The organism is Alcaligenes sp. NLF5-7, from assembly GCF_024266725.1.
Taxonomy (GTDB): domain Bacteria; phylum Pseudomonadota; class Gammaproteobacteria; order Burkholderiales; family Burkholderiaceae_B; genus Alcaligenes; species Alcaligenes phenolicus.
In genome coordinates this window covers 199920-224636 of sequence record NZ_CP100755.1, presented here as the reverse complement: position 1 = coordinate 224636, position 24717 = coordinate 199920, and the positions used below count along the sequence as shown (strand labels likewise).

General features: G+C 57.5%; 22 protein-coding genes. 15 read left to right on the top strand and 7 right to left on the bottom strand.

Annotation, left to right across the window (positions count from 1 at the left end):
- Positions 1-51: 51 nt before the first annotated feature.
- Complete coding sequence (locus MID00_RS01110; protein ID WP_254499560.1) at positions 52-918, bottom strand: MBL fold metallo-hydrolase; 867 nt, start codon at positions 916-918, stop codon at positions 52-54.
- Between the two features lie 74 nt (positions 919-992).
- Here MID00_RS01110 and MID00_RS01105 point away from each other — a divergent pair, with 74 nt between their 5' ends.
- Genes MID00_RS01105 through MID00_RS01095 form a run of 3 tightly spaced genes read left to right on the top strand, consistent with a single transcriptional unit; the run spans position 993 to position 2158 of the window.
- A complete protein-coding gene (locus tag MID00_RS01105; RefSeq protein ID WP_009456065.1) occupies positions 993-1319 on the top strand; it encodes a helix-turn-helix transcriptional regulator in 327 nt (108 codons plus the stop codon).
- A complete protein-coding gene (locus tag MID00_RS01100; RefSeq protein ID WP_254500318.1) occupies positions 1309-1737 on the top strand; it encodes a YeeE/YedE family protein in 429 nt (142 codons plus the stop codon). The genes MID00_RS01105 and MID00_RS01100 overlap by 11 nt, the downstream gene beginning before the upstream one ends.
- A 10-nt stretch (positions 1738-1747) precedes the next feature.
- Positions 1748-2158 carry a DUF6691 family protein gene (locus tag MID00_RS01095; protein WP_009455401.1) on the top strand — a complete coding sequence of 137 codons (411 nt, stop codon included), beginning with the start codon at positions 1748-1750 and terminating at the stop codon, positions 2156-2158.
- Positions 2159-2176: 18 nt separating this feature from the next.
- Here the strand turns inward: MID00_RS01095 and cadR are convergent, their stop codons facing one another.
- Positions 2177-2608 carry a Cd(II)/Pb(II)-responsive transcriptional regulator gene (cadR, locus tag MID00_RS01090; protein WP_026484579.1) on the bottom strand — a complete coding sequence of 144 codons (432 nt, stop codon included), beginning with the start codon at positions 2606-2608 and terminating at the stop codon, positions 2177-2179.
- Positions 2609-2686: 78 nt separating this feature from the next.
- On the opposite strand from cadR, the gene MID00_RS01085 reads away from it, so the two are divergent.
- Both MID00_RS01085 and MID00_RS01080 read left to right on the top strand, forming a co-directional pair.
- The gene (locus tag MID00_RS01085; RefSeq protein ID WP_251196366.1) at positions 2687-5008 is read left to right on the top strand and encodes a cation-translocating P-type ATPase; all 2322 of its coding nucleotides are present in this window, start codon (positions 2687-2689) and stop codon (positions 5006-5008) included.
- A 270-nt stretch (positions 5009-5278) separates the two neighbouring features.
- Positions 5279-6979 (top strand): SulP family inorganic anion transporter, encoded by a 1701-nt coding sequence (locus MID00_RS01080; protein ID WP_250756940.1) that lies wholly within the window; start codon positions 5279-5281, stop codon positions 6977-6979.
- A gap of 118 nt (positions 6980-7097) precedes the next feature.
- Here MID00_RS01080 and MID00_RS01075 read toward each other — a convergent pair whose 3' ends face one another.
- The 4 genes from MID00_RS01075 to glpK form a co-directional block, all read right to left on the bottom strand.
- Entirely contained in the window at positions 7098-8207 is a 1110-nt protein-coding gene (locus tag MID00_RS01075; RefSeq protein WP_254499559.1) for a formylglycine-generating enzyme family protein, read from the bottom strand.
- Positions 8194-9906 carry an arylsulfatase gene (locus MID00_RS01070; RefSeq protein WP_254499558.1) on the bottom strand — a complete coding sequence of 571 codons (1713 nt, stop codon included), beginning with the start codon at positions 9904-9906 and terminating at the stop codon, positions 8194-8196. The genes MID00_RS01075 and MID00_RS01070 overlap by 14 nt, the downstream gene beginning before the upstream one ends.
- A gap of 393 nt (positions 9907-10299) precedes the next feature.
- The gene (locus MID00_RS01065) at positions 10300-10752 is read right to left on the bottom strand and encodes a TM2 domain-containing protein (RefSeq protein WP_254499557.1); all 453 of its coding nucleotides are present in this window, start codon (positions 10750-10752) and stop codon (positions 10300-10302) included.
- A 28-nt stretch (positions 10753-10780) separates the two neighbouring features.
- Positions 10781-12274: a glycerol kinase GlpK gene (glpK, locus tag MID00_RS01060; RefSeq protein WP_254499556.1), complete on the bottom strand. Its 1494-nt coding sequence runs from the start codon at positions 12272-12274 to the stop codon at positions 10781-10783.
- 200 nt (positions 12275-12474) lie between these two features.
- Between glpK and MID00_RS01055 the strand changes: the two genes are divergently transcribed.
- The gene (locus tag MID00_RS01055; protein WP_254499555.1) at positions 12475-14073 is read left to right on the top strand and encodes a glycerol-3-phosphate dehydrogenase/oxidase; all 1599 of its coding nucleotides are present in this window, start codon (positions 12475-12477) and stop codon (positions 14071-14073) included.
- Positions 14074-14197: 124 nt separating this feature from the next.
- Here the strand turns inward: MID00_RS01055 and MID00_RS01050 are convergent, their stop codons facing one another.
- Positions 14198-14695 (bottom strand): C40 family peptidase, encoded by a 498-nt coding sequence (locus tag MID00_RS01050; RefSeq protein ID WP_250756944.1) that lies wholly within the window; start codon positions 14693-14695, stop codon positions 14198-14200.
- 437 nt (positions 14696-15132) lie between these two features.
- Between MID00_RS01050 and flhD the strand changes: the two genes are divergently transcribed.
- From flhD to MID00_RS01005, 9 genes are all read left to right on the top strand, one after another.
- Positions 15133-15459, top strand: coding sequence for a flagellar transcriptional regulator FlhD (gene flhD, locus MID00_RS01045; protein ID WP_009455187.1), 327 nt, complete (start codon positions 15133-15135; stop codon positions 15457-15459).
- 30 nt (positions 15460-15489) lie between these two features.
- Positions 15490-16140, top strand: coding sequence for a flagellar transcriptional regulator FlhC (gene flhC, locus MID00_RS01040; RefSeq protein ID WP_009455185.1), 651 nt, complete (start codon positions 15490-15492; stop codon positions 16138-16140).
- A 191-nt stretch (positions 16141-16331) separates the two neighbouring features.
- On the top strand, positions 16332-17207 hold the full coding sequence (gene motA, locus MID00_RS01035; protein ID WP_026484570.1) for a flagellar motor stator protein MotA: 876 nt from the start codon (positions 16332-16334) through the stop codon (positions 17205-17207).
- 12 nt (positions 17208-17219) lie between these two features.
- The gene (motB, locus tag MID00_RS01030; protein WP_009455181.1) at positions 17220-18158 is read left to right on the top strand and encodes a flagellar motor protein MotB; all 939 of its coding nucleotides are present in this window, start codon (positions 17220-17222) and stop codon (positions 18156-18158) included.
- Positions 18159-18244: 86 nt separating this feature from the next.
- Positions 18245-20326 (top strand): chemotaxis protein CheA, encoded by a 2082-nt coding sequence (gene cheA / locus MID00_RS01025; protein WP_254499554.1) that lies wholly within the window; start codon positions 18245-18247, stop codon positions 20324-20326.
- Between the two features lie 16 nt (positions 20327-20342).
- The gene (locus MID00_RS01020; RefSeq protein WP_009455177.1) at positions 20343-20843 is read left to right on the top strand and encodes a chemotaxis protein CheW; all 501 of its coding nucleotides are present in this window, start codon (positions 20343-20345) and stop codon (positions 20841-20843) included.
- A 127-nt stretch (positions 20844-20970) separates the two neighbouring features.
- Positions 20971-22707: a methyl-accepting chemotaxis protein gene (locus tag MID00_RS01015; protein WP_021446832.1), complete on the top strand. Its 1737-nt coding sequence runs from the start codon at positions 20971-20973 to the stop codon at positions 22705-22707.
- Between the two features lie 4 nt (positions 22708-22711).
- Positions 22712-23554: a CheR family methyltransferase gene (locus tag MID00_RS01010; protein ID WP_026484567.1), complete on the top strand. Its 843-nt coding sequence runs from the start codon at positions 22712-22714 to the stop codon at positions 23552-23554.
- Between the two features lie 62 nt (positions 23555-23616).
- On the top strand, positions 23617-24675 hold the full coding sequence (locus tag MID00_RS01005) for a chemotaxis response regulator protein-glutamate methylesterase (RefSeq protein WP_021446831.1): 1059 nt from the start codon (positions 23617-23619) through the stop codon (positions 24673-24675).
- Positions 24676-24717: the final 42 nt, after the last annotated feature.

The window sequence follows — 24717 nt, the reverse complement described above, 5'->3', positions numbered from 1 at the left end:
GTTTTTCTACGTCCGAGCCTGTGTCTGCCCGGACGCAAAAAAAAGTCATATTCAAAGCAGATTGACGGGCAGTTTCAGATAGATCTGACCATTGCTTTCTGGTTCGGGAAAGTGTCCGGCGCGGATATTGACTTGAATGGAAGGCAGGATCAGGCGTGGCATGCCCAGGGTTTTATCGCGTGCGCGGCGGCGCTCGCAAAACTGTTCCTGGCTGATGCCGTCGTGTACGTGGATGTTGCCGTCCTTCTGCTCCTGAACCGTGCAGTGGAACTGGGGCTCCCGTCCTTCAGGCGGATAGTCGTGGCACATGAACAAGACCGTATCTGCGGGCAGGGCCAGCAGGCGCTGGATGGATTCATAAAGCTGGCTGGCGCTGCCGCCCGGAAAGTCGCAGCGGGCGGTACCGACATCGGGCAGGAACAAGGTGTCGCCCACAAATACGCCCAGACCTTGAACGTGATAGGCCATATCTGCCGGGGTATGACCGGGCACGTGCAAAGCCTGCACTTGAATGGCGCCGATCTGGAACGGTTCCTGATCCTTGAACAGCGTATCGAAGGGTGTGCCGTTGGCCTGTATTTCGGCCTCTATATTAAAGGTGCGGCTGAACGTGGACTGCACTTGCTTGATGTGTTCGCCAATGGCTATTTTCCCGCCCACCTGTTCTTGCAGCCAGACCGCAGCGGACAGATGGTCGGCATGGGCATGGGTTTCCAGAATCCATTGCACCTCCAGCTGATGCTGGCGCACAAAGTCCACGACCTTCTGGGCAGACACGGTGCTGCTGCGGCCGGAGGCGGCGTCGTAGTCCAGCACCGAGTCAATGATGGCGCATTCGCGTTGACCTTCGGCATAAACCACGTAGGTGAACGTGGATGTGTCCGTATGAAAGAAGCTGGCGACCTGGGCTTGGAGCATGTCAGACCTCTTGTTGCTTAAAAAATATGAAAAGATATTATATAATAATATATATTGTATTTTTGTAGAACGTTATGAATCAAACCGAACTGGAAGCCCTGCGACAGGTAGCGGGCCGAGCCAGCAGCTTGCTGGGCAGCCTGGCCAACCCTGACCGCCTGATGATTCTGTGCACGTTGGTGCAGGGCGAATGCAATGTGGGGGAGCTGGCGCAACGCAGTGGAATTTCACAACCTACTTTATCCCAGCAATTGACGGTTTTGCGGCGCGAAGAGCTGATTGCCAGCCGCAAAGAGGGCAAGTACGTCTATTACCGCCTGGAAAACCCGGCGGTGCTGGCTGTCATGCAAACTTTATATGGAATTTTTTGTGCCCCAGGAGGCATTGATGATCGCAATTGACTGGAGTTCCTTTACCCCATGGAGCGCCTTGTTTGGCGGCGCCTTGATTGGTTTGGCGGCCGCGGTGCTGGTGCTGTTCAATGGTCGGGTGTTTGGCATATCCGGCCTGCTGTCGGGCACCAGGAGCGGGGAGGCGGGTGACAAGGGCTGGCGCTGGATGGCCTTGCTGGGCCTGGCGGCGGCACCCTGGCTGTACCGCCTGGCCGGGGAAACCGTACCTGTCGTGCAGCCGCAGCCCTGGATGTGGGTGGTGGTAGCCGGTTTGCTGGTGGGGTTCGGAACCCGTTTGGGTTCGGGGTGCACCAGTGGTCATGGTGTGTGTGGTCTGTCGCGTTTGTCGCCCCGTTCTTTGGTGGCAACGCTGACGTTTATGGCCAGCGGCTTTCTGACCGTATTTGTCTTGCGTCATTTGATCTAAGGAGCCCGCCATGCACTATTTCATCGCTTTAGTTTCCGGCCTGATTTTTGGCTTGGGTTTATTGATTTCCGGCTTGGCCAACCCCAGCAAGGTGCTGGCGTTTCTGGATCTGGCCGGAGCCTGGGACCCGTCTTTGGCCTTGGTAATGGCCGCGGCAATTGCGGTGGCGATTGTGCCGTTCAGTCTGGCACGCCGTCGTCCTTGTGCTTTTGTGACTGGCCAGCCCATGAATCTGCCCAAGCAGCGTCAAATAGACCGTCCTTTGGTGTTGGGTGCTTTGATTTTCGGCGCTGGTTGGGGTGTGGCAGGTTTCTGCCCCGGACCGGCCATTGTGCTGGCTGCGTCGGGCGCACCGTTGGCTATTTTGTTTCTGGTCGCGATGCTGATCGGAATGTGGGCGGCAGGGCGGGTGCGTGGCTAAGGACCACGTCACACCGCCTTAGCCCAAATGGGTTGTGGGAGCCGGGACTTGATCCGGCTCCATATTCACCAATCCCTGCAAAATGCCGCAATGCTCCAGGCCACCGGCCTGTCCGCAGCGGCGACGCAGTTCAATCAGTTGTTTTTGCAGGTGTTCCAGCTCGGCAATGCGTACGGCCACATGCTCGATGTGTTCATCCAGCAAATCGTTGACCGGGGCGCAGTCTTGCGCTGGGCCGTCCATGAATGCCAGCAGGCCGCGAATTTCTTCGTGCGTCATATCCAGGCTGCGGCAGTTGCGAATAAAACGTAGCCGTTCCAGGTGGATACTGCGGTACAGGCGGTAGTTGCCCTCGCTGCGCTCCGGCTCGGGCAGCAGCCCAACTTTCTCGTAATAGCGGATGGTTTCCGTGTTGCAGTGGCTTTTTTCCGCCAACTCACCAATTTTCATTGCTTGGCCTCCAAAGGGCTTGACCTTGTAGTTACTTTAGGCTTTCTACTGGTCCCATGCAAGAAGCGAGGAACTGCTATGACATCAGCTAACAACACATCAAAGCTCGGCGTGGGGCAGTGCACAACATCAGCCTGCCAGACCGAGCACGTACATGACCATAGTCATGATCACGCCCATGCGGCGGGCGATCACAGCAACGAGCATAGCCATGATCACGATCACAGCCATGCAGAACAAGCGTCGCACTCCCACGAGGGGGCGTGCTGCTCGGCACCCGCATTTGGCCCATCGGTGACCTTGGCGGCCAGTACCTCCACTCGTCTGGTCGTGCATATTGCTGATATGGACTGCCCGGCGGAAGAGAACATGATTCGCTCCGGCCTGAAAAAGCTGGATCAGGTGCAGAACCTGGGTTTTGACCTGATGCAGCGTGTGTTGACCGTAGACCACGTGGATGGTGCCCGTGACAAGGTGCTGGGCGCGTTGCGCGGCCTGGGCTTTGAACCCCGCATGGCCGATGAAGAGCCTGTGAAGCAGGTATCGCCCAGGCAAGGTCTGATTCGCATTGCCGGCGCCGTGGTGCTGGCTTTGGCCGCCGAGATCAGCCACTGGCTGGCGGCCCCCGAGTGGCTGGTGATTGTTCTGGCTCTGGCCGCGATTCTGTCCGGCGGCGTGCAGGTCTACAAGAAGGGCTGGATTGCGCTGCGTAATGGTCAGCTCAATATTAATGCCTTGATGAGTATTGCCGTTACCGGCGCGGTACTACTGGCCCAATGGCCTGAAGCCGCCATGGTGATGTCCTTGTTCAGCCTGGCTGAGTGGATTGAGGCTCGTTCCCTGGACCGCGCCCGTAATGCGGTGGACAGCCTGCTCAAGCTGGTTCCGGATGAAGTGCTGGTCAGTGCCGATGGCAAGGACTGGCAGCGTGTACCGGCCAATCAGGTGCAGGCAGGCTGGCAAGTGCGTGTGGCCCCTGGGGAGCGTTTTGGCCTGGATGGCAAAGTTCTGCAAGGGCTAAGCACGGTTAACCAGGCTCCTATCACGGGTGAAAGTGCCCCCGTGGACAAAGCGCCCGGTGACGAGGTTTTTGCAGGCACCATCAATGGCATGGGCGAACTGGTGTATCAGGTCCAGGCCGCGCATGATGAAACCTTGCTGGCCCGTATCACACGTTCGGTTCAGGAGGCCCAGGCCAACAAGGCTCCGATTCAGCGCTTTGTCGACCAGTTCTCTCGCATCTACACCCCGCTGGTTGTGGTGGCGGCAGCCTTGATGGCTGTGGCCTTGCCCTTGATCTGGGGTGTGAGCTGGTCGGAGTCCGTATACCGCGCTCTGGTTCTGCTGGTCATTGCGTGCCCTTGCGCCCTGGTGATCTCCACGCCTGTGGCCGTAGTCAGTGCCCTGGCCAGTGCCGCGCGTGCCGGTATTTTGATTAAAGGTGGCGTGTATCTGGAGCGGGCTCGTCAGCTACGGTACTTGGCCGTGGACAAGACCGGCACCCTGACCTTGGGCGAGCCTTCCTTGAGCGAATATGGCAGCCTGCGTCCAAGCCTGTCAGATAGCGAAGTGCTGGACATGGCCGTTGCTCTGGCCGAGCGTTCGGATCATCCTGCCTCGCAAGCGATTGCCCGTGGCCGTGTGGCATCGGGTCTGGTGCGCCTGGATCAATTCGAAGCTTTGGCGGGTAATGGTGTGCAAGCACAAGGCACGACTGGCCAATTGCGTCTGGGCAAGCGTAGCTGGGTGCTGGGGCAGAACAAGGCTGAGTCCAGCCAGGCCGAGCAGCAAGCGGTAGAGAGCGGTGCCACCATGGTGTATCTGGGTGACGAGCACGGTCTGCTGGCCTGGTTCGCCATGATGGATACGCTGCGTCCCACCACCAGCCAGGCGATTCGCGATCTGCAAGCGCAGGGCGTTCAGGTGGAAGTGCTTTCGGGCGACCACGAGCAAGCCGTGCGTCATGTCGCCCAGCAAGCCGGAATCAAGGATTTCCGAGGTGGTTTGCTGCCACAGGACAAGCTGGACCGTATCGAGGAAAAACTGGGTAACGGTTTGGTGGCGATGGTGGGTGATGGCATCAATGATGCACCCGCCCTGGCTCGTGCCGATGTGGGTATCGCGATGGGAGCTTTGGGTTCGGACATTGCGATCGAGACCGCTGACGTGGCCTTGATGGACGATGATCTGGGCAAGATTGCCTTGCTGATGCGTCAGTCCCGAGCCTTGCATGCCGTGTTGTGGCAGAACATCAGCCTGGCTTTGGGTATCAAGGCCGTGTTCCTGGTGATGGCCCTGACCGGCCAGGCCACCATGTGGATGGCCGTGTTTGCCGACGTGGGTGCCAGCTTGCTGGTGGTGCTGAACAGCTTGCGTTTGCTGCGCGCCCGCAACCCTTGAATTCCGTGTTCGTTGTCACTGAGCCCCACCTCTTTGAGGTGGGGCTTTTTTTATCGCTGGGCCGTCCCAAGATAAAAAGTGCCCCCTCGGGGGGGGGGGGGCAGCAAGCCGCAGGCGCAGCGTGGGGGCCTTTTTATGCCGCATCAAATAAGCCCATCACTAACGTGAAGTTTTTTTGACACGCAGTAGTATCATTAAGGCTTCATTTGGGTTGAGGCCCTGCTTGTTTCTCATCTGTGTCGAGCAGGCTGGGCATGACAAGGACGCGCGATGATTGCACTGCTGGAAGCGGGTCGAGCCGGACTCCTGGGGCGAAAACACTGGCTAAATAACCTGTTGGCTGGTTTGGTGGTGGGGGTGGTGGCCTTGCCGTTGGCCATGGCCTTCGCCATTGCCTCCGGGGTCAAGCCCGAGCAGGGTTTGTATACCGCCATTATTGCCGGTTTGGCGGTGTCTTTATTTGGCGGCAGCCGGGTGCAGATTGCCGGGCCGACGGGGGCCTTCATTGTCATCCTGTCCGGGGTGGTGGCCCAACATGGGGTGGCGGGCCTGCAAATTGCCACGCTGATGGCCGGGGTGATCTTGCTGTTGCTGGGCCTGCTGCGCCTGGGAGCCGTGATCCGCTTTATTCCCGATCCGGTCATCGTGGGTTTTACCGCCGGTATCGGGGTGATCATCTGGGTGGGTCAATGGCGGGACTTTTTTGGCCTTCCCGTCGTCGAGGGCCAGCACTTTCACGAGAAACTCTGGTTCTTGCTGCAGAACCTGCCGTCCCTGGATTGGGCAACCACACTGCTGGGGCTTTTGTCTCTGGCGATTCTGATTGTCGTGCCCAAGATCCCAAGTCTGGCGCGTTTGCCCGGACCGCTGGTGGCCCTGGTGGTCATTACGCTTATCCAGGCGATTTTCCGTTTTGAGTCGGTGGCCACTATCGGCTCCAGCTTCGGTGCCTTGCCCAGTGGTTTGCCGTCGTTTCAATGGCCGGAAATTACGCTGACTCGCGTGGTGGAGCTGATCGGGCCTGCGTTTGCAATTGCCATGTTGGGTGCGATTGAGTCCTTGCTGTCCGCTGTCGTGGCCGACTCCATGACAGGGACCCGTCACGACTCCAATCAGGAATTGGTGGGCCAAGGGATTGCCAACGTGCTCTCGCCCTTGTTTGGCGGGATTGCGGCTACCGGGGCCATTGCCCGTACCGCTACCAATATCCGTAATGGCGGTGACAGCCCCATTGCCGGCGTGGTGCATGTCATTTTCCTGGTACTGGTTCTGCTGTTGCTGGCCCCGCTGGCGGCTTATATCCCGCTGACGGTGTTGGCGGCCATTCTGTTCATGGTGGCCTGGAATATGAGTCAGGCCAAGCTGGTTCTTCGCCTGCAGCGCCGTATGCCTACCGCTGACTTGTTCATTCTGTGGGTGACTTTCGCCCTGACGGTATTTGCGGATCTGGTGGTAGCCGTCAATATTGGGGTGATTCTGGCCATGCTGTATGTGCTCAAACGCACCTCGGATGGGGTGCAAGTGCGGGCCTTGGAAGGCCGCCGTTTACAGCGGGCACTGGATTTGTCCTTCAGCCAGGAATTGCGGCAGGATATTTCGGTGCTGACTCTGGAAGGACCGTACTTCTTTGCCAGTGTGGAAGCGGTGAATCGTTCCTTGCTGACGGTGCCGGAGCAGGTTCGGGCCGTGGTCTTGCGCTTGAATTACGTGCCTTTTGTGGATGCGACGGCCATGCAGGCTTTGGAGACTGCCTTGGCGGAGCTGGAACAGCGCAATGTCATGGTGGCGCTGTGCGAGGCGAACGAGAAAGTGGGTCGCAAGCTGATTCGCATGGGTCTGTTCAAGCAGATTCACGCGCATCGCGTTTTTGATAGCTTGCAGAATGCGTGGGAAAGCGTCAGCGAGACCCTGGACCATCAGGCCGTCAAGCAAAAAGAAACGGCCACGCCTGAAACGGGAATGGCAACGTAAGCCTTGATGCCTTGCTTGTCTGCCCTGAAAGAACTTGATAGTGAACAATCCCCTCGTGAAAAGCGGGGGGATTGTTGTTTGGTGCCGGGCTTGGCAAGGGTGAGCCCGGCTTTTGAGCTTAGTTTTTTATTGCATTAAGCACCGTACGAAAGCCCACATGCTGGGTAGACATGGTGGTTTCCTGGGGTTGCCGTGAAGCTGGGCGATAGCGTACGCAGAAGTTCGCCGCACACAGAAACGAGCCGCCCTTGATGACGCCTGTTGCCGGATTTCCGTTGGCATCCGTTGCTGCCACGAGAAGGGGTTTGGGCGCCAGGGGGCGATGCTGGGGCTGCCATGCACTGCGTGTCCATTCCCAGACATTGCCGACCGAATCCCACAGGCCATAGTTATTGGCCGGGAAGCAGCCTACGGGGGCGGTGCCTTCGTAGCCATCGCGCAGCAGGTTCTGGGCGGGGAAACTACCTTGCCAGGTGTTGGCCATCAAGCGGCCGCGCACTTCAGGCGTATTGCCCCAAGGGTAGGTAGCGCCTTCCAGTCCGCCGCGCGCTGCAAACTCCCACTGCTCCTCCGTAGGCAAATCGCGTCCTAACCAGCGGGCGTAGGCCAGCGCATCTTCGTAAGCAATATGGACGACCGGATGATTGTCCCGGCCATTCAGATTGGTATCGGGGCCACCGGGATGGCGCCAGTTGGCACCCGGTACCCATACCCACCAGTTGTAGTTGCCAGGAGGGGCATGCTGTTCGTGTCCTTCGTGCTGATCGTGATCATGCGTCGCTGCCGGTGGCGTAAAGACGGCTGATCCGGGCTGACGATACTGCTTGGGAACCTGAACATTCGGTGGAAACTCTGGCACTCGTTCAGCCTGGGTGACATAGCCTGTGGCCGCCACAAATTGCGCGAATTGGGCATTGGTCACTTCGTGCTGATCTATCTGAAAGGCCTGGACTTCTACAGGGTGCACCGGCCTTTCTTCCGGGTAGCCCTCGTCGGACCCCATCAGAAAACGCCCGCTGGGGATGGGGACCAAACCAGCCTGGTTGGCTATTCCGTTCTGGGCTGGGCCAAAGCCTGCCGGTATGCCGCTATATGCCTGGCAATCGTGCGCCGGAACCGGGGGAGGGATTGAGGTGGAGCCTTCTGCCGCGGCGGGCAGCGGGGCTGCTGCCAGCAGCCCGCATACTGTCAGCAGTGCCTTGGCTCGGGAGAGCTTAAAGGACTTCATCCAGATCCTTGTAGTAGTTCAGGCTGTTACTGTAGCCAGGGCGCGAAGCCAGACCTTCAAAGTCTTCCACACCGTTGCGCTTGGCATATTGCTCGTACTCGGCAATCAGCTCTTTCAGCTTCTCGGGATGTTTTTCCGACAGATCATTCAGCTCGGAACGGTCTTCAGCCAGATTGAACAACTCCCAGCGATCTTTGCCCCAAGGAGCATTGGCGTAGACGATTTTCCAGTCGCCCAAACGCATGGCCCGGCGGCCATTCAGCTCCCAGCCTTGGCGGAAGGTTTCGTGTACCTGATCGCTGCGGCCGGTCAGCACATCCACCATGGAGTTGCCCTGCATGGGGATGACCTGGCGGCCACGATATTCGCCTTTGGGCTGTTCGATCTGCGCCAAGGCCAGAATGGTGGGGGCGATGTCGGTTACGTGGGCCGGGGCACGCACAAACTCGCCCTGACGCTTGCCGCCGGGTACGCGCATGATGCTGGGTACCGAGATACCGCCTTCATACATAAAGGCCTTGTACAGATTGAAGGGCGTGGAGCCAACTTGGGCCCAGCCTGGACCGTATTCGACAAAGGAGCCGGGGCGGCCCGTGTTTTCGTAACTGTTGTCGCGATGCTTGTGTGCCCAGGCACGGGTTTCGCCTTCATCCAGCACCGTGTTGCCGTCGGCACCGTTGTCAGACATGAAGATGACGACGGTGTTGTCGTATTGGCCGCTTTGTTTCAGGTGCTCGATCACGCGGCCGATTTGTGCGTCCATGGATTCCACCATGGCGGCGTAGACAGCCATACGCTTGCTTTCAACGCGTTGCTGTTCTGGGCTCAGCTCTTTCCAGCGTGGCCAGGCAGGATTGCCCACATAGCCTTGCATGTCCTGGGGCACCAGACCCAGCTTTTTCATGCGCTCCAGACGCTGTTCACGCAGCACGTCATAGCCTACGTCGTAGCGGCCTTCATATTTGCGTATGTATTCGTCGGGGGCGTGCAAAGGCCAATGCGGCGCGGTAAAGGCCAGGTAGGCGAAGAAAGGCTGATCCTTGCGCTTGTCGGCGTCTATATAAGACATCAGGCGCGAGGCAAAGAACTCGCTGGAGTAGAAGTCCTTGGGAAGCTGTACTTCCTTGCCGTTTTCACGGTACAGGGCGACCGGGGCTTTATTGGCATCAAAGGTGATGATGCCGCTTTGGTCAAAGTGGCTGGCGCCACCGTGCATCAAGGCGTAAGACTGGTCGAAGCCCCGATTGGGCGGGGCGACTTCCTCTTTCACACCCAAATGCCACTTGCCCGCCATATAGGTACGGTAGCCATTGTCTTGCAGGACCAGTGGAAAGGGCAGGGCCCGGTCACTTAAAAAGCCTTCGTAGCCGGGCAGGGCGCGCTGCTGGGGCGTCATCAGCTCGGCCATGCCACCAAAGCCGACCTGGTGGTTATCTGCGCCGGACATCAGCATGGCGCGGGTTGGAGAGCAGAAGGGGGAGGCGTAAAAGTCAGTCAGGGCTACGCCGTCTTTGACCAGGGCATCCAGGTTGGGGGTGGAAATTTCCCCGCCAAATGCGCCAATGTCTGAATACCCCAGATCATCGGCCACGATCAGCAAAATATTGGGGCGTTTTGTCTCTGTGGCTGCGTGACTGTTTAGCGTGCAGGCGGCCAAAGCCAGGCCCAGCAAGCTGCGCAGCAAATAAGTATTTTTCATTTTCCTGTGTCTCAATCTAGTTATGTTTATAGGTAGAACGGATGTGTAGACAGAGCCAGCAACAAAGGCCTCACACTTTTGATCTGAGCCGCCGCTGCCAGTCTTTTAGAGGCTGGCGTGTCTCCCCCAATTCGATTGGACACGAAGCGGCGTGGGGATTTCCAAGACTAAAAAGGTTTGCTTGTATACCTGGAAGGTATGGTGGCTAATATAAGTATTGGAAATCAAGGAACTAGGCTTGCAAGCGGCATGGGCTGTGGTTTTCCCTGATAAGTCCACAAAACGCCCTGAGTGGAGCCTGTTTATTTGACGTAGCCAGGCTTCTGGCATGCGTGAAGGGGGCAGCCATAAAAAAAGCCCCAGCAAGTGGGGCTTGGGTGAGCAGTCGGGAAATCAACGGGCCAGCTTGAACTCGTCGTCACCCATAAAGGCGTAACGCAAGGCGTCGATCAGGGCCAGGAAGTAGGCCAGGGGCGACCAGATGGCAAACAGCACCAGGAATAACAAGCCCATGCCGATCTGGCCCAGGTAAAAGCGGTGCACGCCCAGCCAGCCCAGAAATATCGCCAGCACGATCGCGATCTTGCGGTGGCTGTTGGGCTTGGACATTTCGTCTTTCTTGTTCTTGGAAATCCAGATCACCAGCGGGATGGTAATGATCAAGGCGATCAGCGCCTTGCCCCAATGTACGGTCAGGTAGTGCTGAACTTGCTGCATCAACTCGATGAAGTCATGGAACAGGAATCCCAGGTACGAGGAAATGTAGTGGAAAATGGCCTCGCCAAAGGTCAGGCCCAACATCACGATCAGGAAGATGGCAATGCCCAGAATGATTTTTTGCAGCATGGTGTTTCCGTCAAAAAAAACAGCAAGTTCAATAAGTGCGTGCCTGACGCACGGCTTGTTCCCAACTGAGCATCAGGTTTTGGGCTTCATCGCGCGACATGATGGGCTCGAAAACCCGGTCGCATTGCCATAGCGCCGCAATCTCAGGCAGACCTGAATACAGACCGCTGCCCAAGCCCGCCAGATAGGCGGCGCCCAGCGCGGTCGTCTCAATAGTAACGGGACGCACGACAGGCAGGCCCAACAAGTCTGCTTGAAATTGCATCAGAAGATTATTGGCACAGGCCCCACCGTCCACACGCAGCTCGTGCAAGGCCGGGCCGCCGTTGGCCTGTACATCCCGATTCATGGCTTGCAGCACGGCGGCGCTTTGGTAGGCAATGCTGTCCAGAGCAGCGCGGGCGATGTGGGCCATGGTGGAGGCGCGTGTCAGGCCGGTAATGGTGCCGCGGGCTTGGGCATCCCAATAGGGGGCGCCCAGGCCGGTGAAGGCAGGGACCAGTCGTACGCCTTGTGCATCCGGCACGCTGCGAGCCAGCTCTTCGACTTGCGCGCTATGCTCCAGTGCGCCCAGACCATCGCGCAGCCATTGGACCACCGCCCCCCCAATAAATACGCTGCCTTCCAGCGCATAGGCGGGAGCATCGCCGTGATGGGCGGCGCTGGTTGCGATCAGGCCGTTATGGGATTGGGGGACTTGCGAGCCACAGTGCATCAACAGGAAGCAGCCTGTGCCATAGGTATTCTTGGCCATGCCGGGTGTTGTGCAAGCCTGGCCGAACAGGGCGCTTTGTTGGTCGCCCGCCACACCACAAATGGGAATGGGGCTACCCAGAATTTCGGGGCTGCAATGGCCAAACTCGGAGGCGGAGCTCTGTACCTGGGGCAAGACGCTGGCCGGGATGTTGAACAGGGCCAGCAATTCATCGTCCCATTGCTGGCTATGAATGTTGTAGAGCAGAGTGCGTGAGGCATTGCTGACATCGGTGGCATGGACTTTGCCGGCGCTTAAATGCCAGATCAGCCAGCTGTCAATGGTGCCGAAAGCCAGTTCACCACGCGCTGCACGTTCACGGGCGCCGGGTACGGAGTCCAGCAGCCAACGCAGCTTGGAGGCCGAAAAATAGGCATCAATAGGCAGGCCGGTCTTGCCGGTAATGGTGGCTTCGTGCCCTTGTTCGCGCAACTGGGCGCAGAAGTCCTCGGCGCGTCTGTCTTGCCAGACGATAGCCTTGTGCAGGGCCTGCCCGGTTTGCCGATCCCATAGCACTGTGGTTTCACGCTGATTGGTAATGCCAATGGCGTGTATGTCCTGAGGGCGCAGCCCTGCCTGCTCAATCGCTTGCCGGGCGGTTCGGAACTGGGTGTCCAGGATTTCCTGGGGATCATGCTCCACCCAGTCTGTACGCGGGTAGTATTGCTGAGTTTCCTGCTGCGCCTTGGCCAGAATGCGGCCGTCTGCCGCTACCACAAGGCTGCGCGAGCTGGAGGTTCCCTGATCAAGAGCAAGTATGAATGTCATGCGAATGAGGCAGTAAAAGCGGAGCAGACCACAGTGTACTGGCTCTGTGTGATCTGTGTCCGGTCGCAGAAGGGGACTTGATACGCGAGCAAACAAGTTTCACTGGACGGTAAAAGTTCAGGGGCTAAAATCAGGGTAAATCCCGAGCCAGTCAGTGTTTTTTTCGGGTGTCTGCTAATTTCAGGTCCAAAGCTCATCTTATGACTACATTAAGTTCCCCCTTATTGACCGACAGAGCCCAGATGCTGGGCGCCTTGGCGCGCACCACGCAGGTTGATATGGTCGTGGTGGGTGGTGGCGCTACCGGCTTGGGCGTGGCTCTGGACGCGGCCTTGCGGGGCTTGAGTGTGGTTGTGCTGGAAGCCTGGGACTTTGCCAAAGGCACGTCCTCGCGGGCGACCAAGCTGGTACACGGCGGGGTGCGATACCTGGCCCAGGGCAATGTCAGTCTGGTGCGTGAAGCCTTGCGCGAGCGTATGCATTTGCTCAGCAATGCGCCCCATCTGGCGCAGCGCCTGCCTTTTGTCATGCCCAGCTACAAGTGCTGGGAGACTCCGTTTTACGGGGTGGGCCTGATGGCCTATGACGGTTTGGCGGGGCGCGAGGGGTTGGGTCATACCCAATTTTTGAGTGCTTCCAAAATCCGGCAGCTTCTGCCCGGTGCGCGGCAAAGTGGCCTGAAAGGTGGTGTGAAATATTGGGACGGCCAGTTTGATGATGCCCGTCTGGCCTTGGCCCTGGCCCGTACGGCGGCACTGAATGGGGCCTTGCTCATCAATTACTGTCCGGTTGTGGATGTGATGCACAGCAAGGGCAAGGTCTGCGGCGTGCGCTGCCAGGACAAGGAAAGCGGTCAGACCTACGAGATCCAGAGCACATGCGTGGTCAATGCCACGGGCGTGTGGGTGGATCAGGTGCGACAACTGGATGCGCAGGAAGCCGGGCGTGAACTGCGCCCTATGGTGTCGCCCAGCCAGGGTGTGCACTTGGTGGTTGATCAGGAATTCCTGCCCGGTGAACACGCCTTGCTTGTGCCACGGACCAAGGATGGCCGGGTCTTGTTTGCCGTGCCTTGGTTGGGCAAGCTGATTTTGGGCACGACGGATACTCCCCGAGACGATATTCCGCTGGAGCCGCGCCCCTTGGCCCAGGAAGTGGATTTCATTCTGAAAGAGTCCGCGAATTATCTGCAAAAAGCGCCCACGGTGCGGGATGTGCGCAGTATCTGGGTGGGGCTGCGACCGTTGGTGCGCCCTGCAGCCGAGTCGGCCGCGGGGCAGACGCAATCCATCAGCCGGGAACATAGCATTACGGTTAGTGCGAATGGTTTGCTGACAGTCACTGGCGGCAAATGGACGACGTATCGTGCCATGGCCGAAGATGTGCTGGAACGCTGCCAGCAGTCCGGCTTGCTGAGGCCTTTGCCAGCCTGTCGGACTCAGGAGCAACGTTTGGTCGGTGCTTCTTATGTAGGTGACCGGCGTTCTCTGGGGCGTACAGCCGGTCTGGATGCGTATGGCAGCGAGGCCGACTGGGTGCAGACCTTGCCGGGAGCGGATCAGGAATTGGCGCCGGGCTTGAGTGTGGCCATGGTGCGCTTTGCTTGCCGCTTTGAATATGCCCGTACCGTTGAAGACATGCTGGCCCGTCGTTCGCGCCTTTTGTTCCTTGATGCGCGTCTGGCGCAGTCACTTGCCCCAGCGGTGGCGGCAATTATGGAAGAAGAGACCGGGCGCTCGCCCGAGCTGGAGGCCTTTCTGGAACTGGCCGAGCAATACGCCACCGTGCCTACGCGTTAAACGTATGGCAATAAGAAAGGGCCCGTTCATTACGGGCCCTTTTGCTTTCTGCGCTCAATGAAATTGGGTCTGGTGAAAGATCAGGCCCGCTTCCATTCAATACCTGCGCTGGCTTGCTGATGAGTCAATCAAAGAAAGTGCGAGCTGTTTCAAAGCGCTTGGCGAAATAGGGATTGTCCAGTGAATCAATCCGCACGCGTCCACCACTGGAGGGAGCGTTGATGAATTGTTGCTTGCCTATATAGATGCCTACATGCGAGTTCGGGGTACCCAGTGTATTGAAAAACACCAGGTCACCCGGGCGCAGCTGTGAACGGCTGACACGCCGGGCCGCGCTGGCCTGGTCGCCGGTGCGGCGTGGAATGGGGGAGCTGGACTCCTGGCTGAATACATAGTGCACCAGGCCGCTGCAATCAAAGCCGGTAGACGGCTCGCGTCCGCCGTAGCGGTAAGGCGTATCCAGCAATGTCAGGGCAGACAGGACGACGGCTGAGCGGCGCTGTTCATCCACACCAATGGGTTTGCCGGGGGGGAGGCGGGACGAGGGCGTGTGCGCACAAGCTGCCAGGATCAGTGTCAGGCACAAGGCGAACAGACGTTGCGTAAAAGCAGCAGGAACCATGGGCTGTTACAAAACGGATGTGGGGGCGGCGGGGAAAGCTGTCCCCAGAAGATTATCCGATATTTCAACGCTTTTTAGGCTGCACGCGAGATGGATCGTCGAAATATGCATTAATTAATGGCTAATGTATGCAACAAAACATAAATTTGATACAGGCGCTTTGATCTTTGTCATGTTACATCTCGTTTATAACTACAACATTAAGTGAGCATCTGATAATATTCTGCTGTGTCTTGATACGTTTATTGCATATATTTATTGTTTTCCATGTTTTTAGGGCATTAAAAGAGAGTGTGTGTCGGAAACATCGAGAATGTAAAATTTATATTCACGCAATAGATTGCAAGGCATGATACATATTTATGTAACTTTATATGTTTTAAATGTGTTTTGTTACAAGAAACTGGCTGATTAACAGATTTACAAGGATGGCTGACATGCCCGTATCGGAAAATTCGCTGCTGAATGATATTCAGGAAGTCAATTTGTCGTACTTGTTACTCGCGCAGCGCCTGCTGCGGGAGAATTTTTCGGCAGGTATGTTCCGTTTGGGCTTCGATACTGATGTGGCAGAGACCTTGTTGCGTCTGTCGCCGGCCCAATTGGTCAAGCTGGCCAGCTCCAGCTCGTTGATTTGCGGCTTTCGCTTCAATGATTACGACCTGCTTACCACCTTGACGCAGGATGTGCTGGGAGGGGTATTGCAGCAGGCTCACTCCACTATTCTTCTGTCACAGCGCGCGACGGCAGAACAAGCCGGTTAAACCGGCTGCGAACTTATTACATCAAGAACTATGGCTATAAAAAGCGTCGCCAAAGAAGCCCAGGAAATTGGGCTTGCTTCCGACATGATTGAGCTGGGGGCGCGTTTGCAGGTCCTGCAAGCAGAAACATCATTAAGCTACGACCGGCTGGCCCGTTTGTACCGTGAAGTCAAGGGCTGCTCGCCACCCAAAGGGATGCTGCCTTTTTCTGTCGACTGGTTCATGACCTGGCTGCCCAATATTCATTCCAGCCTGTTCTATAGCATTTACCAGTTCATGGCCGTACATACGCCGTGCGACAAAAGTCGTGCACTGGTCGAGGCCTATCGCCTTTACCTGGAGCAATCGTCGGCCGGGCGTCTGGAAGTGGGGCCGGACGAAGAGCCCGTGCTGAGTTTTACCCGTGCCTGGATGCTGCTGCGCTTTTTTGATAGCGGTTTGTTGCAACTGTCCCAGTGCGAGCGCTGCAAGGGGGGCTTCGTGGCCCATGCGCACGATCCTGAATCAGGCTTTATTTGTGCCATTTGCCGTCCGCCACCACGGGCCGGCAAGACCCGTGCCAGCAAGGCGCGCAGTACACCTAAATCTCCGGGCGGCAAAAGTCGAAAATCAGAGCCGGTCAAGGAGCCGCAAGCCAGGGTCACGGGGCACGTCAACGCACAGGTAGACGTGCCCATCTAACAATAGCTTTTGTCGTCAGTGTGCAGCAAAGCCGGATAGATGCTGGTTTTTGATGTGGATCTGATAAGAATCTGAATGTGTCAAGGCAACTGGAAGCGTCGATCTAGGCTGGAAAAAGGCCATTAACGCGTCGTTTTAGCCCGGTTGCTTGCCGCCATCATTAGCAGCGTGTATTTGAAGAAGGCGTATCCGTGCTTATTATCCTTGGATATATCATTGTTTTCGTCTCCGTTTTCGGGAGCTTTGTGGGGCTGGGCGGGCACTTGGGTGCGCTATACCAGCCTTTTGAATTACTGCTGATTGGTGGCGCGGCCCTGGGGGCCTATTTTGCGTCCAACAGCGGCAAGTCCATCAAGCTGCTGGCCAAAGCGTTGCCGATTGCATTTCGCAGCAGTCCCTACAACAAGCAGTTGTACATGCAGTTGATGGGCATGTTGTCTGTGCTGCTGAACAAGGCTCGACGCGATGGCATGATGTCCATCGAAGCGGATATCGAAAACCCCGAACAAAGTCCCATCTTTGCCGATTACCCCAATGTGGTGAAAGATCCGGCTTTGATGAACTTTGTGTCTGACTACCTGCGTTTGATGATCAGCGGCAATATGAGCTCGTTTGAAATCGAAACGCTGATGGACCAGGACATTGAAACCCACCAGCACGAACGTAACGTGCCTGCACGTGCCTTGCGTGAAGTGGCTGACGCCTTGCCCGCTTTCGGGATTGTGGCGGCCGTGCTGGGTGTGGTGAAAGCGCTGGCCTCTGTAGACCAGCCGCCTGCCGTGCTGGCAGACCTGATTTCCAAGGCCATGGTCGGTACCTTCCTGGGTATCTTGCTGGCCTACGGCTTTGTCGCCCCCTTGGCTGCTACCATCGAACGCCGTACCTCGGATTCGGTCAAGGTGCTGGAGTGCATCAAGGTCACTTTGCTGGCCAATCTGAACGGTTACCCGCCTCAGCTTGCCGTGGAATTTGGCCGTAAAGTGCTGTTTTCCTCCGATCGCCCTTCGTTCCAGGAGCTGGAAGAGCATGTACGTCAGGCCCGCTCGGGTGCTGGTCGCAAAGCCTAAGCGGATGCGTTCATGAGCAATCATAAAGATCGCGTGGTCATCCGTCGCAAGAAGACGGCCCATGCCGAGCATCATGGTGGTAGCTGGAAAATTGCCTACGCTGACTTCATGACGGCGATGATGGCTTTTTTCCTGGTGATGTGGATTCTTTCCCTGGTTCCCAAGCAGGACTTGAAGGAAATTGCCGATTACTTCCGCATGCCCTTGATGGACGCCGTTTCGGGCGGCTATCAGGCCGACTATTCGCGCAGCGTCATTCCCGGTGGCCAGCCCAGCCTGGTTCCCAATCCCCATCCCGGCACGAACAGCAGCCAGGCTGCCGATGATCGTCAGGATGTGGAGCGTCTGGAAGATTTGAAATCGGCTCTGGAAGAACTGATCCGCATCGATCCCGTGCTGAAAGAATTCCGTCCGCAACTACTGCTGGACATGACTCAGGACGGTTTGCGCATCCAGATTATCGACCGTCAAAGCCGCCCCATGTTCTCCACGGGCAGCGCACAGGTGCAGATTTACATGCGGGCCATTTTGCGCTCGCTAAGCGCCCCCTTGAACGAGATGCCTAACCGGATTCTGATTTCCGGTCATACCGACTCGCTGCAGTATGCCAGTGGCGAGCGTTTGTACAGTAACTGGGAGCTGTCGGCCGACCGTGCCAATGCGGCTCGACAGGAGCTGGTGGCTGGTGGTCTGGCCGAGGCCAAGGTCAAGCAGGTCGTGGGTTTGGCCGATAGTGTCAGCCTGGTTAAAGATAACCCCGCCGCAGCCGTAAATCGACGTATCAGCCTGCTCGTGCTCAATAGCCGGGCCGAACGACGCATGGACGAGCAAGCCGCAAGCGGTTCGGAAGAGTTTGATTTGCGCGAAGCCATGCAGGAGACCGAGGGGCCAATCAGTATTCATATTCCCGGTCTGCCTGAAATGCCTTCTGCCTTGCCAGTGGTGCCCTAGGGCTTGTTAACAGGCCCGACGGCCCAGGTGTTTGGGCTGTGCTTTTTGTTTTGTTGTTCTAAGCCATAACCAGGAAGGAAGTGTTCATGAGCTCCGGCGTAGATCTGAGTCAGTTTTACGAAACCTTTTTCGATGAAGCCGATGAGTTGCTGGCGGACATGGAGCGCTTGCTGCTGGAGCTGGATCTGGACGAGCCTGATCGCGATCAGCTCAATGCCATCTTCCGGGCCGCGCACTCAATCAAGGGCGGTGCAGGCACGTTTGGTTGCTTCGGTCAGCTGGCTGAAACTACCCACTTACTCGAAAATCTGCTCGATCTGGTCCGTAATGGCGAGATGCAATTGCGCAAGGACATGATTGACCTCTTTCTGGAAACCAAGGACGTGCTAACCGGACAAGTCAATGCCTACCGCGAGGAACAGGAGCCTGACGAGGAAGCCTATACCCGTATCTGCGCGCAATTGAGGCAACTGGCCCTGGAGCAAAAGGGCATTCTGGCAACGGACGCGAAAGGAACCGAAGCGATTCTGCAAGCCGAAGCGGAACCCGAGCCGGAACCGGCCGCCAATACGGATGGCTTGCCACTGTGGGTGTCCATGGGACCGGTATCGGATAAAGATGCGGAGGCGCTGCAACAAGAAATGGAGTTGATGGGCACCATCGTCCATCAAACCCGTGAAGGCGATCGCCTGGATATCTGGGTGGAAACCACAGGTTCAGCGGACGACATCCTGGCCGTTTGCTGCTTTATTCTGAATGCCGACCAGGTGTCGGTAAAACCGGCTGCTGCTCCTGGGCAAGCGGCGGCTCCAGCATCCGCCGCAGCTTCTGCTCCTGCCGCCGCCGTGGCTGTCGAGCCCGCCGCTGTCGCTCCGGCCGCTCCAGCACCAGCCCCTGTTGCGGCTGAACCTGAAAAAACCGAAACGCCTGCTCCTGCTGCTGCCCCTAAAGCTGCCGACAAACCCGCCAAGGCCGCGGCTCCCAAAGAGTCCGGCACGATCCGCGTGGGCGTGGAAAAAGTTGACCAGATCATCAACCTGGTGGGCGAGCTGGTCATTACACAAGCCATGCTGGTGCAAACTGCCTCGACGCTGGACCCGGTCGTGCATGATCGTCTTTTGAATGGCATCGAACAGTTGGAGCGCAATGCGCGCGATCTGCAAGAGTCCGTGATGTCCATTCGCATGATGCCGATGGATTACGTGTTCAGCCGCTTTCCGCGTGTGGTGCGTGAAAGCGCGGCCCGCATGAACAAGAAGATTCGTCTGGTCACCAAAGGGCAGGCCACCGAGCTGGACAAGAGCCTGATCGAACGCATTATTGATCCGCTCACGCACCTGGTGCGCAACAGTATCGATCATGGCATTGAAATGCCCGAGGATCGTCTGGCAGCGGGCAAGGAAGAAGAGGGCGTGCTGACCTTGTCGGCCCAGCACCAGGGCGGTCATATCATCATTGAAGTGGTGGACGATGGCGCTGGTCTGAACCGCGAACGTATTCTGAAGAAAGCCATGTCTTCGGGCCTGCCTGTCACCGAGACCATGCCGGACGACGAAGTGTGGCAACTGATTTTTGCCCCCGGCTTTTCCACCGCCGACAAAGTCACGGAAATTTCCGGACGCGGCGTGGGCATGGACGTGGTGCGACGCAATATCCAAAGCATGGGCGGCCATGTGCAGCTGTACTCGCGCGCAGGTAAGGGAACGACCACCCGTATTGTCTTGCCGCTGACGCTGGCGATTCTGGATGGCATGTCGGTCCAGGTGGGCAATGAGGTGTTCATCCTGCCGCTGGCTCACGTAACCGAATCCATGCAGCCCACAGAAGAGCAGTTGCGCAGCGTCACCGATACCGATCACGTCATGTTTGTGCGTGGCGAGTATCTGCCCCTGATTTCCCTGCGTGACATCTTCTCGGTTGAAGGGGCCGAGACTGATGTGACTCGTGCGATTGCCGTTATCTTGCAGGCCGAAGACATGCGCTTTGCCTTGCTGGTCGATCACCTGATTGGTCAGCATCAAGTCGTGGTCAAGAACCTGGAAGCCAATTATCGAAAAATTCCGGGTATTTCCGCTGCCACCATTTTGGGCGATGGCAGCGTAGCCCTGATTGTTGATGTTTTTGCCTTGCAACGTCTGGCGCGTGACCCCGCCTCGACGTGGGCCTGATTATTCGGAGATCTTTATGTCCAACGACTTTACTTCCCACTCCGAAGCTGCCGAGGCTGGCGGCAAGGAGTATCTGGTATTTACTCTGGGCGACCAGGAATACGGCATCGATATTCTGAAAGTTCAGGAGATCCGGGGCTACGACTCCCAGACCGTCACTCGTATCGCCAACGTGCCCAATTTCATCAAGGGTGTTACCAATCTGCGTGGCGTAATTGTTCCTATCGCAGACTTGCGGGTGCGTTTCAATATGGAACGGGTGGAGTACGACCACCAGACTGTAGTGGTGATTCTGAACTTGCACGACCGAGTAGTGGGTGTGGTGGTGGATGGTGTCTCGGATGTACTGGTGCTGCAATCGTCCCAGATCAGCGCTGCCCCCAGTTTCGGCACCGCCTTCTCGACCGAGTACCTGACCGGTATCGGTACGCTGGGCGAACGTATGCTGATTTTGGTGGATATTGAAAAACTGATGACCAGTGAAGAGATGGCTCTGGTTGACAGCGCAGTGGCCTGATCGCCCGAGTCTGTAAAGACTTGCCAGGCGGGGACTTGTTTAACGGGTCCTTCAAGGAATGTTCGGGCCGGGGGAGGCGTCACAAGCGCCTCTGATGTTCGGATCTACTCTAGACAAGGTGCTTGCAATGCTGGATGGATTACGTTTAGCCAATCTGAAGGTGCGGACCAGTCTGATTCTGGTACTGGTGTTTTTTTTAGCAATGCTGGTGGCAGGCGCCGCTCTGGGGATTTTGTCCTTGCGCGCCAATAACGGTGCGCTGCAAAGCATCGTGGTCAATCAGCGTGTAGGCTCGGCCATGTATCAGGCCATCGAGCGCTACAAAGAGACTCAAACCCTGATTGGACGAGCGGCCATCAGCTATGTGGTCAGCAATGATCTGCAAAACCAGGACTTGATGGCCGAGTGGAGCGATGTGGCTCCCAAAACCTCGGCGATCAGCTCGGCAACCCGTGATGCCCTGGACGCCACGCGCAAGCAGTTTGAGCTGGCCCAGGAATCCTTCTTTGAATACCAGGGTGTCGCTACCCAGCTGGAAGGCACCAATGATTACTACCAGCGTGTCGACGCGGCGTTCATGTCCCTGATGCAAGGTGGCGTGCTGCCCTTGATCGCCTACCTGGAGCAAGGTGATATTGCGGGTTTCCGCAGCTATGTGGCGACTACCACCAAGTTCCTGGAAGAGGATCTGTACAGCGCCTTGAACACCTTGCAGGAAGCTCAGCAGCGTTCTATCGACTCGCAATACCAGAAAGAAAACGACCAGTACAACATGGTGATCCGTCTGGTGGGTCTGGCCATGGTGCTTTGTCTGTTTATCTCCTTGGCCGTGTATGTGTTCTTGAATCGCATGGTGTTGCGCCCCTTGCGTCAGGCTGGTGCGCACTTTGATCGCATTGCCAGCGGGGATCTGACCCAGCGCGTGGAAGTGAAGTCCACCAATGAAATTGGTGTGCTGTATGACGCCGTGCGTCGCATGCAGGGCAGCTTGCAGTCCATGGTGCAAACCGTGCGTCAGGGCGTGGAAGAGATCACCTTTGGTTCGCGCGAAATTTATGTGGGCAATACGGACTTGAGCAGTCGCACGGAAGAGCAGGCCGCCTCCTTGCAGCAGACTGCGGCCAGCATGGAGCAGTTGGCCAGCACGGTTCGCCAGAACTCGGACAATGCCCAGCAAGCGGACCAGGTTGCCAAGAATGCTTCCGAAGTGGCTCTGCGCGGTGGCCAGGCGGTCTCTACCGTGGTGCAAACCATGGAAGACTTGTCGGCCAGTTCGGGACAGATTGCCCAGATCGTGAACGTGATCGACGGCATTGCCTTCCAGACCAATATTCTGGCCTTGAACGCCGCGGTGGAAGCCGCCCGTGCGGGCGAGCAGGGCAAGGGTTTTGCGGTGGTAGCCGGTGAAGTACGCAGTCTGGCCCAGCGCAGTGCGCAAGCGGCGCGCGAGATCAAGGGCTTGATCGAGCAGTCGCTGGCCAAAGTGAAAGAAGGGACTCGACAGGTGGATGAGGCGGGCAAGGTGGTCATGGAAGTGGTCAGCTCGGTACAGAGCGTAACGACCATCATGGCGGAAATTTCCTCGGCTTCAAACGAGCAGTCCGAAGGAATTGAGCAGGTGAACCGGGCGGTTGCGCAAATGGATGTGGTTGTGCAGCAGAACGCGGCCCTGGTCGAGCAGGCTACCGCTGCGGCGGGCTCCTTGCAGGATCAGGCAACCCGTTTGTCCGATGCGGTGTCGGCGTTCAAAGTCAGTGCGCAAGACATTATTGATGATCCGTTTGAAGCGCCCGAGCCGGAACGATTACGTTCTACCGAGCGTCTGTCGGCGGGGCCTTTTAGCGGGACCTTGGCCAGCCTGTAGTTATATGAGCACATCTGTGGAACCTTTTGTTTATACATTGCCCTCGATCCCGCAAGCCTCGAGGGCCGACTGTGAGCGAGCCGCGCGCTTGCTCAAGTCGTATGCGGGCATCATCTTAGGTACCCACAAAGAAGATATGGTTGCCCGCACGCTGGGTATGCGCAGTCAGAACGCGGGCATGCGCGAGGTACGCCAGTACCTGGATATTCTGGAACAGGACACCCATAGCCAGGAGTGGCAGGACTTCGTCAACGCCTTCACCATCAATCACACCGCGTTTTTTCGGGAACAGCATCACTTCGATATTCTGGGCAAGTTTGTCAGTACACGCGGCAAACCCCTGGATATCTGGTGCAGCGCCGCCTCTACGGGCGAGGAAGCGTATTCCATTGCCATGACGGTGCGCGAACACTGCCCCTCACCGGATGTGAATGTATCCATTCTGGCTAGCGATATTGACTCGGCTGCCTTGGACAAGGCCCGTCAGGGCGTGTATACCCTGGAGCGCATTCAGCCCGTGCCCGATTTGTGGCTGCCGCGTTACTTTCAGCGTGGCGTGGGCGCTCGCAAGGGGCTGGCACGCGTCAAGCCCGTGTTGCGCAATATGGTGGAGTTCGAGGAGTTCAATCTGGTGGGGCCGGCCTGGCCGTCTTCCAGCCGTTTTGATGTGATCTTCTGTAGAAACACCATGATTTATTTTGATCGTGATGATCAGACACGCATTCTGGAGCGCTTTGCCGCCGTCACCAAGCCTGGCGGACTGCTGTTTGTGGGGCATTCCGAGAACTTCTCCTACCTGACCAAGGCCTTTCGACTGCTGGGTCAGACGGTGTATGTCCGGAACTAGGGCCCATTAGTTTCACCCCGCCCCAAGCTCTGTTGGCGTTTGAAATCGGGATTATGAGTAGCATGAAGAAAATTCGAGTTTTGTGTGTAGACGATTCCGCCCTGGTGCGCAGCCTGATGGTGGAAATTATCAACAGTCATGCGGATATGGAAGTGGTGGCCGTGGCCCCCGATCCGCTGGTGGCGCGCGAGCTGATCAAAGAACACAATCCGGATGTGCTGACGCTGGACGTCGAGATGCCGCGTATGGACGGGCTGGACTTTCTGGAGCGCCTGATGCGCTTGCGTCCCATGCCCGTGGTGATGGTGTCCTCGCTGACCGAGCGCAATTCGGACGTGACCTTGCGTGCCCTGGAGCTGGGCGCGGTGGACTTTGTGACCAAGCCCAAGCTGGGCCTGCGGGACGGCTTGCTGGATTACTCGGACCTGATTGCTGACAAGATCCGCGCCGCCTCCATTGCCCGTCCACGTCGTGCGACCCCGGCCCCGGCAGGGTCCGCCCCGGCTCGTCGCCTGACGCACAACTTTTCGACCACTGAAAAACTGATCATGATCGGTGCATCCACAGGCGGCACTGAGGCCATTCGCCAGGTGCTGGAGCCTTTGCCGGCCAATTGTCCGGCCATCATGATTACCCAACATATGCCAGCCGGTTTCACGCGCTCGTTTGTGAACCGTCTGGATGGACTGTGTTCCATGCAGGTGCACGAGGCCGAAGATGGTCAGCGCGTGTTGCCCGGCCATGTGTATCTGGCTCCCGGTGGCGTGGCGCACATGAAGCTGGCCCGCTCGGGTGCCAACTATGTGGTCAAGCTGGTGGACAGTGAACCTGTCAACCGCCACCGGCCCTCGGTTGATGTGCTGTTTCACTCTGCCGCCGAGCTGGCCGGACGCAATGCCGTGGGTGTCATTCTGACCGGCATGGGCAAGGACGGCGCGCAAGGTTTGCTGGCCATGAAACAGGCCGGTGCCATGACTTTTGCCCAGGACGAAGCCACCAGCGTGGTCTTTGGCATGCCGCGTGAAGCCCTGCAAATTGGCGCGGCGGACATCGCCTTGCCCTTGGGGCAGATCAGCGAACGAATTCTAGCCAGTGTGGGGGCCTTTGGGCACCGTGTATAAACGGTCCTGAACGCACTGGCATGCTACTCATTTGGAGAATGT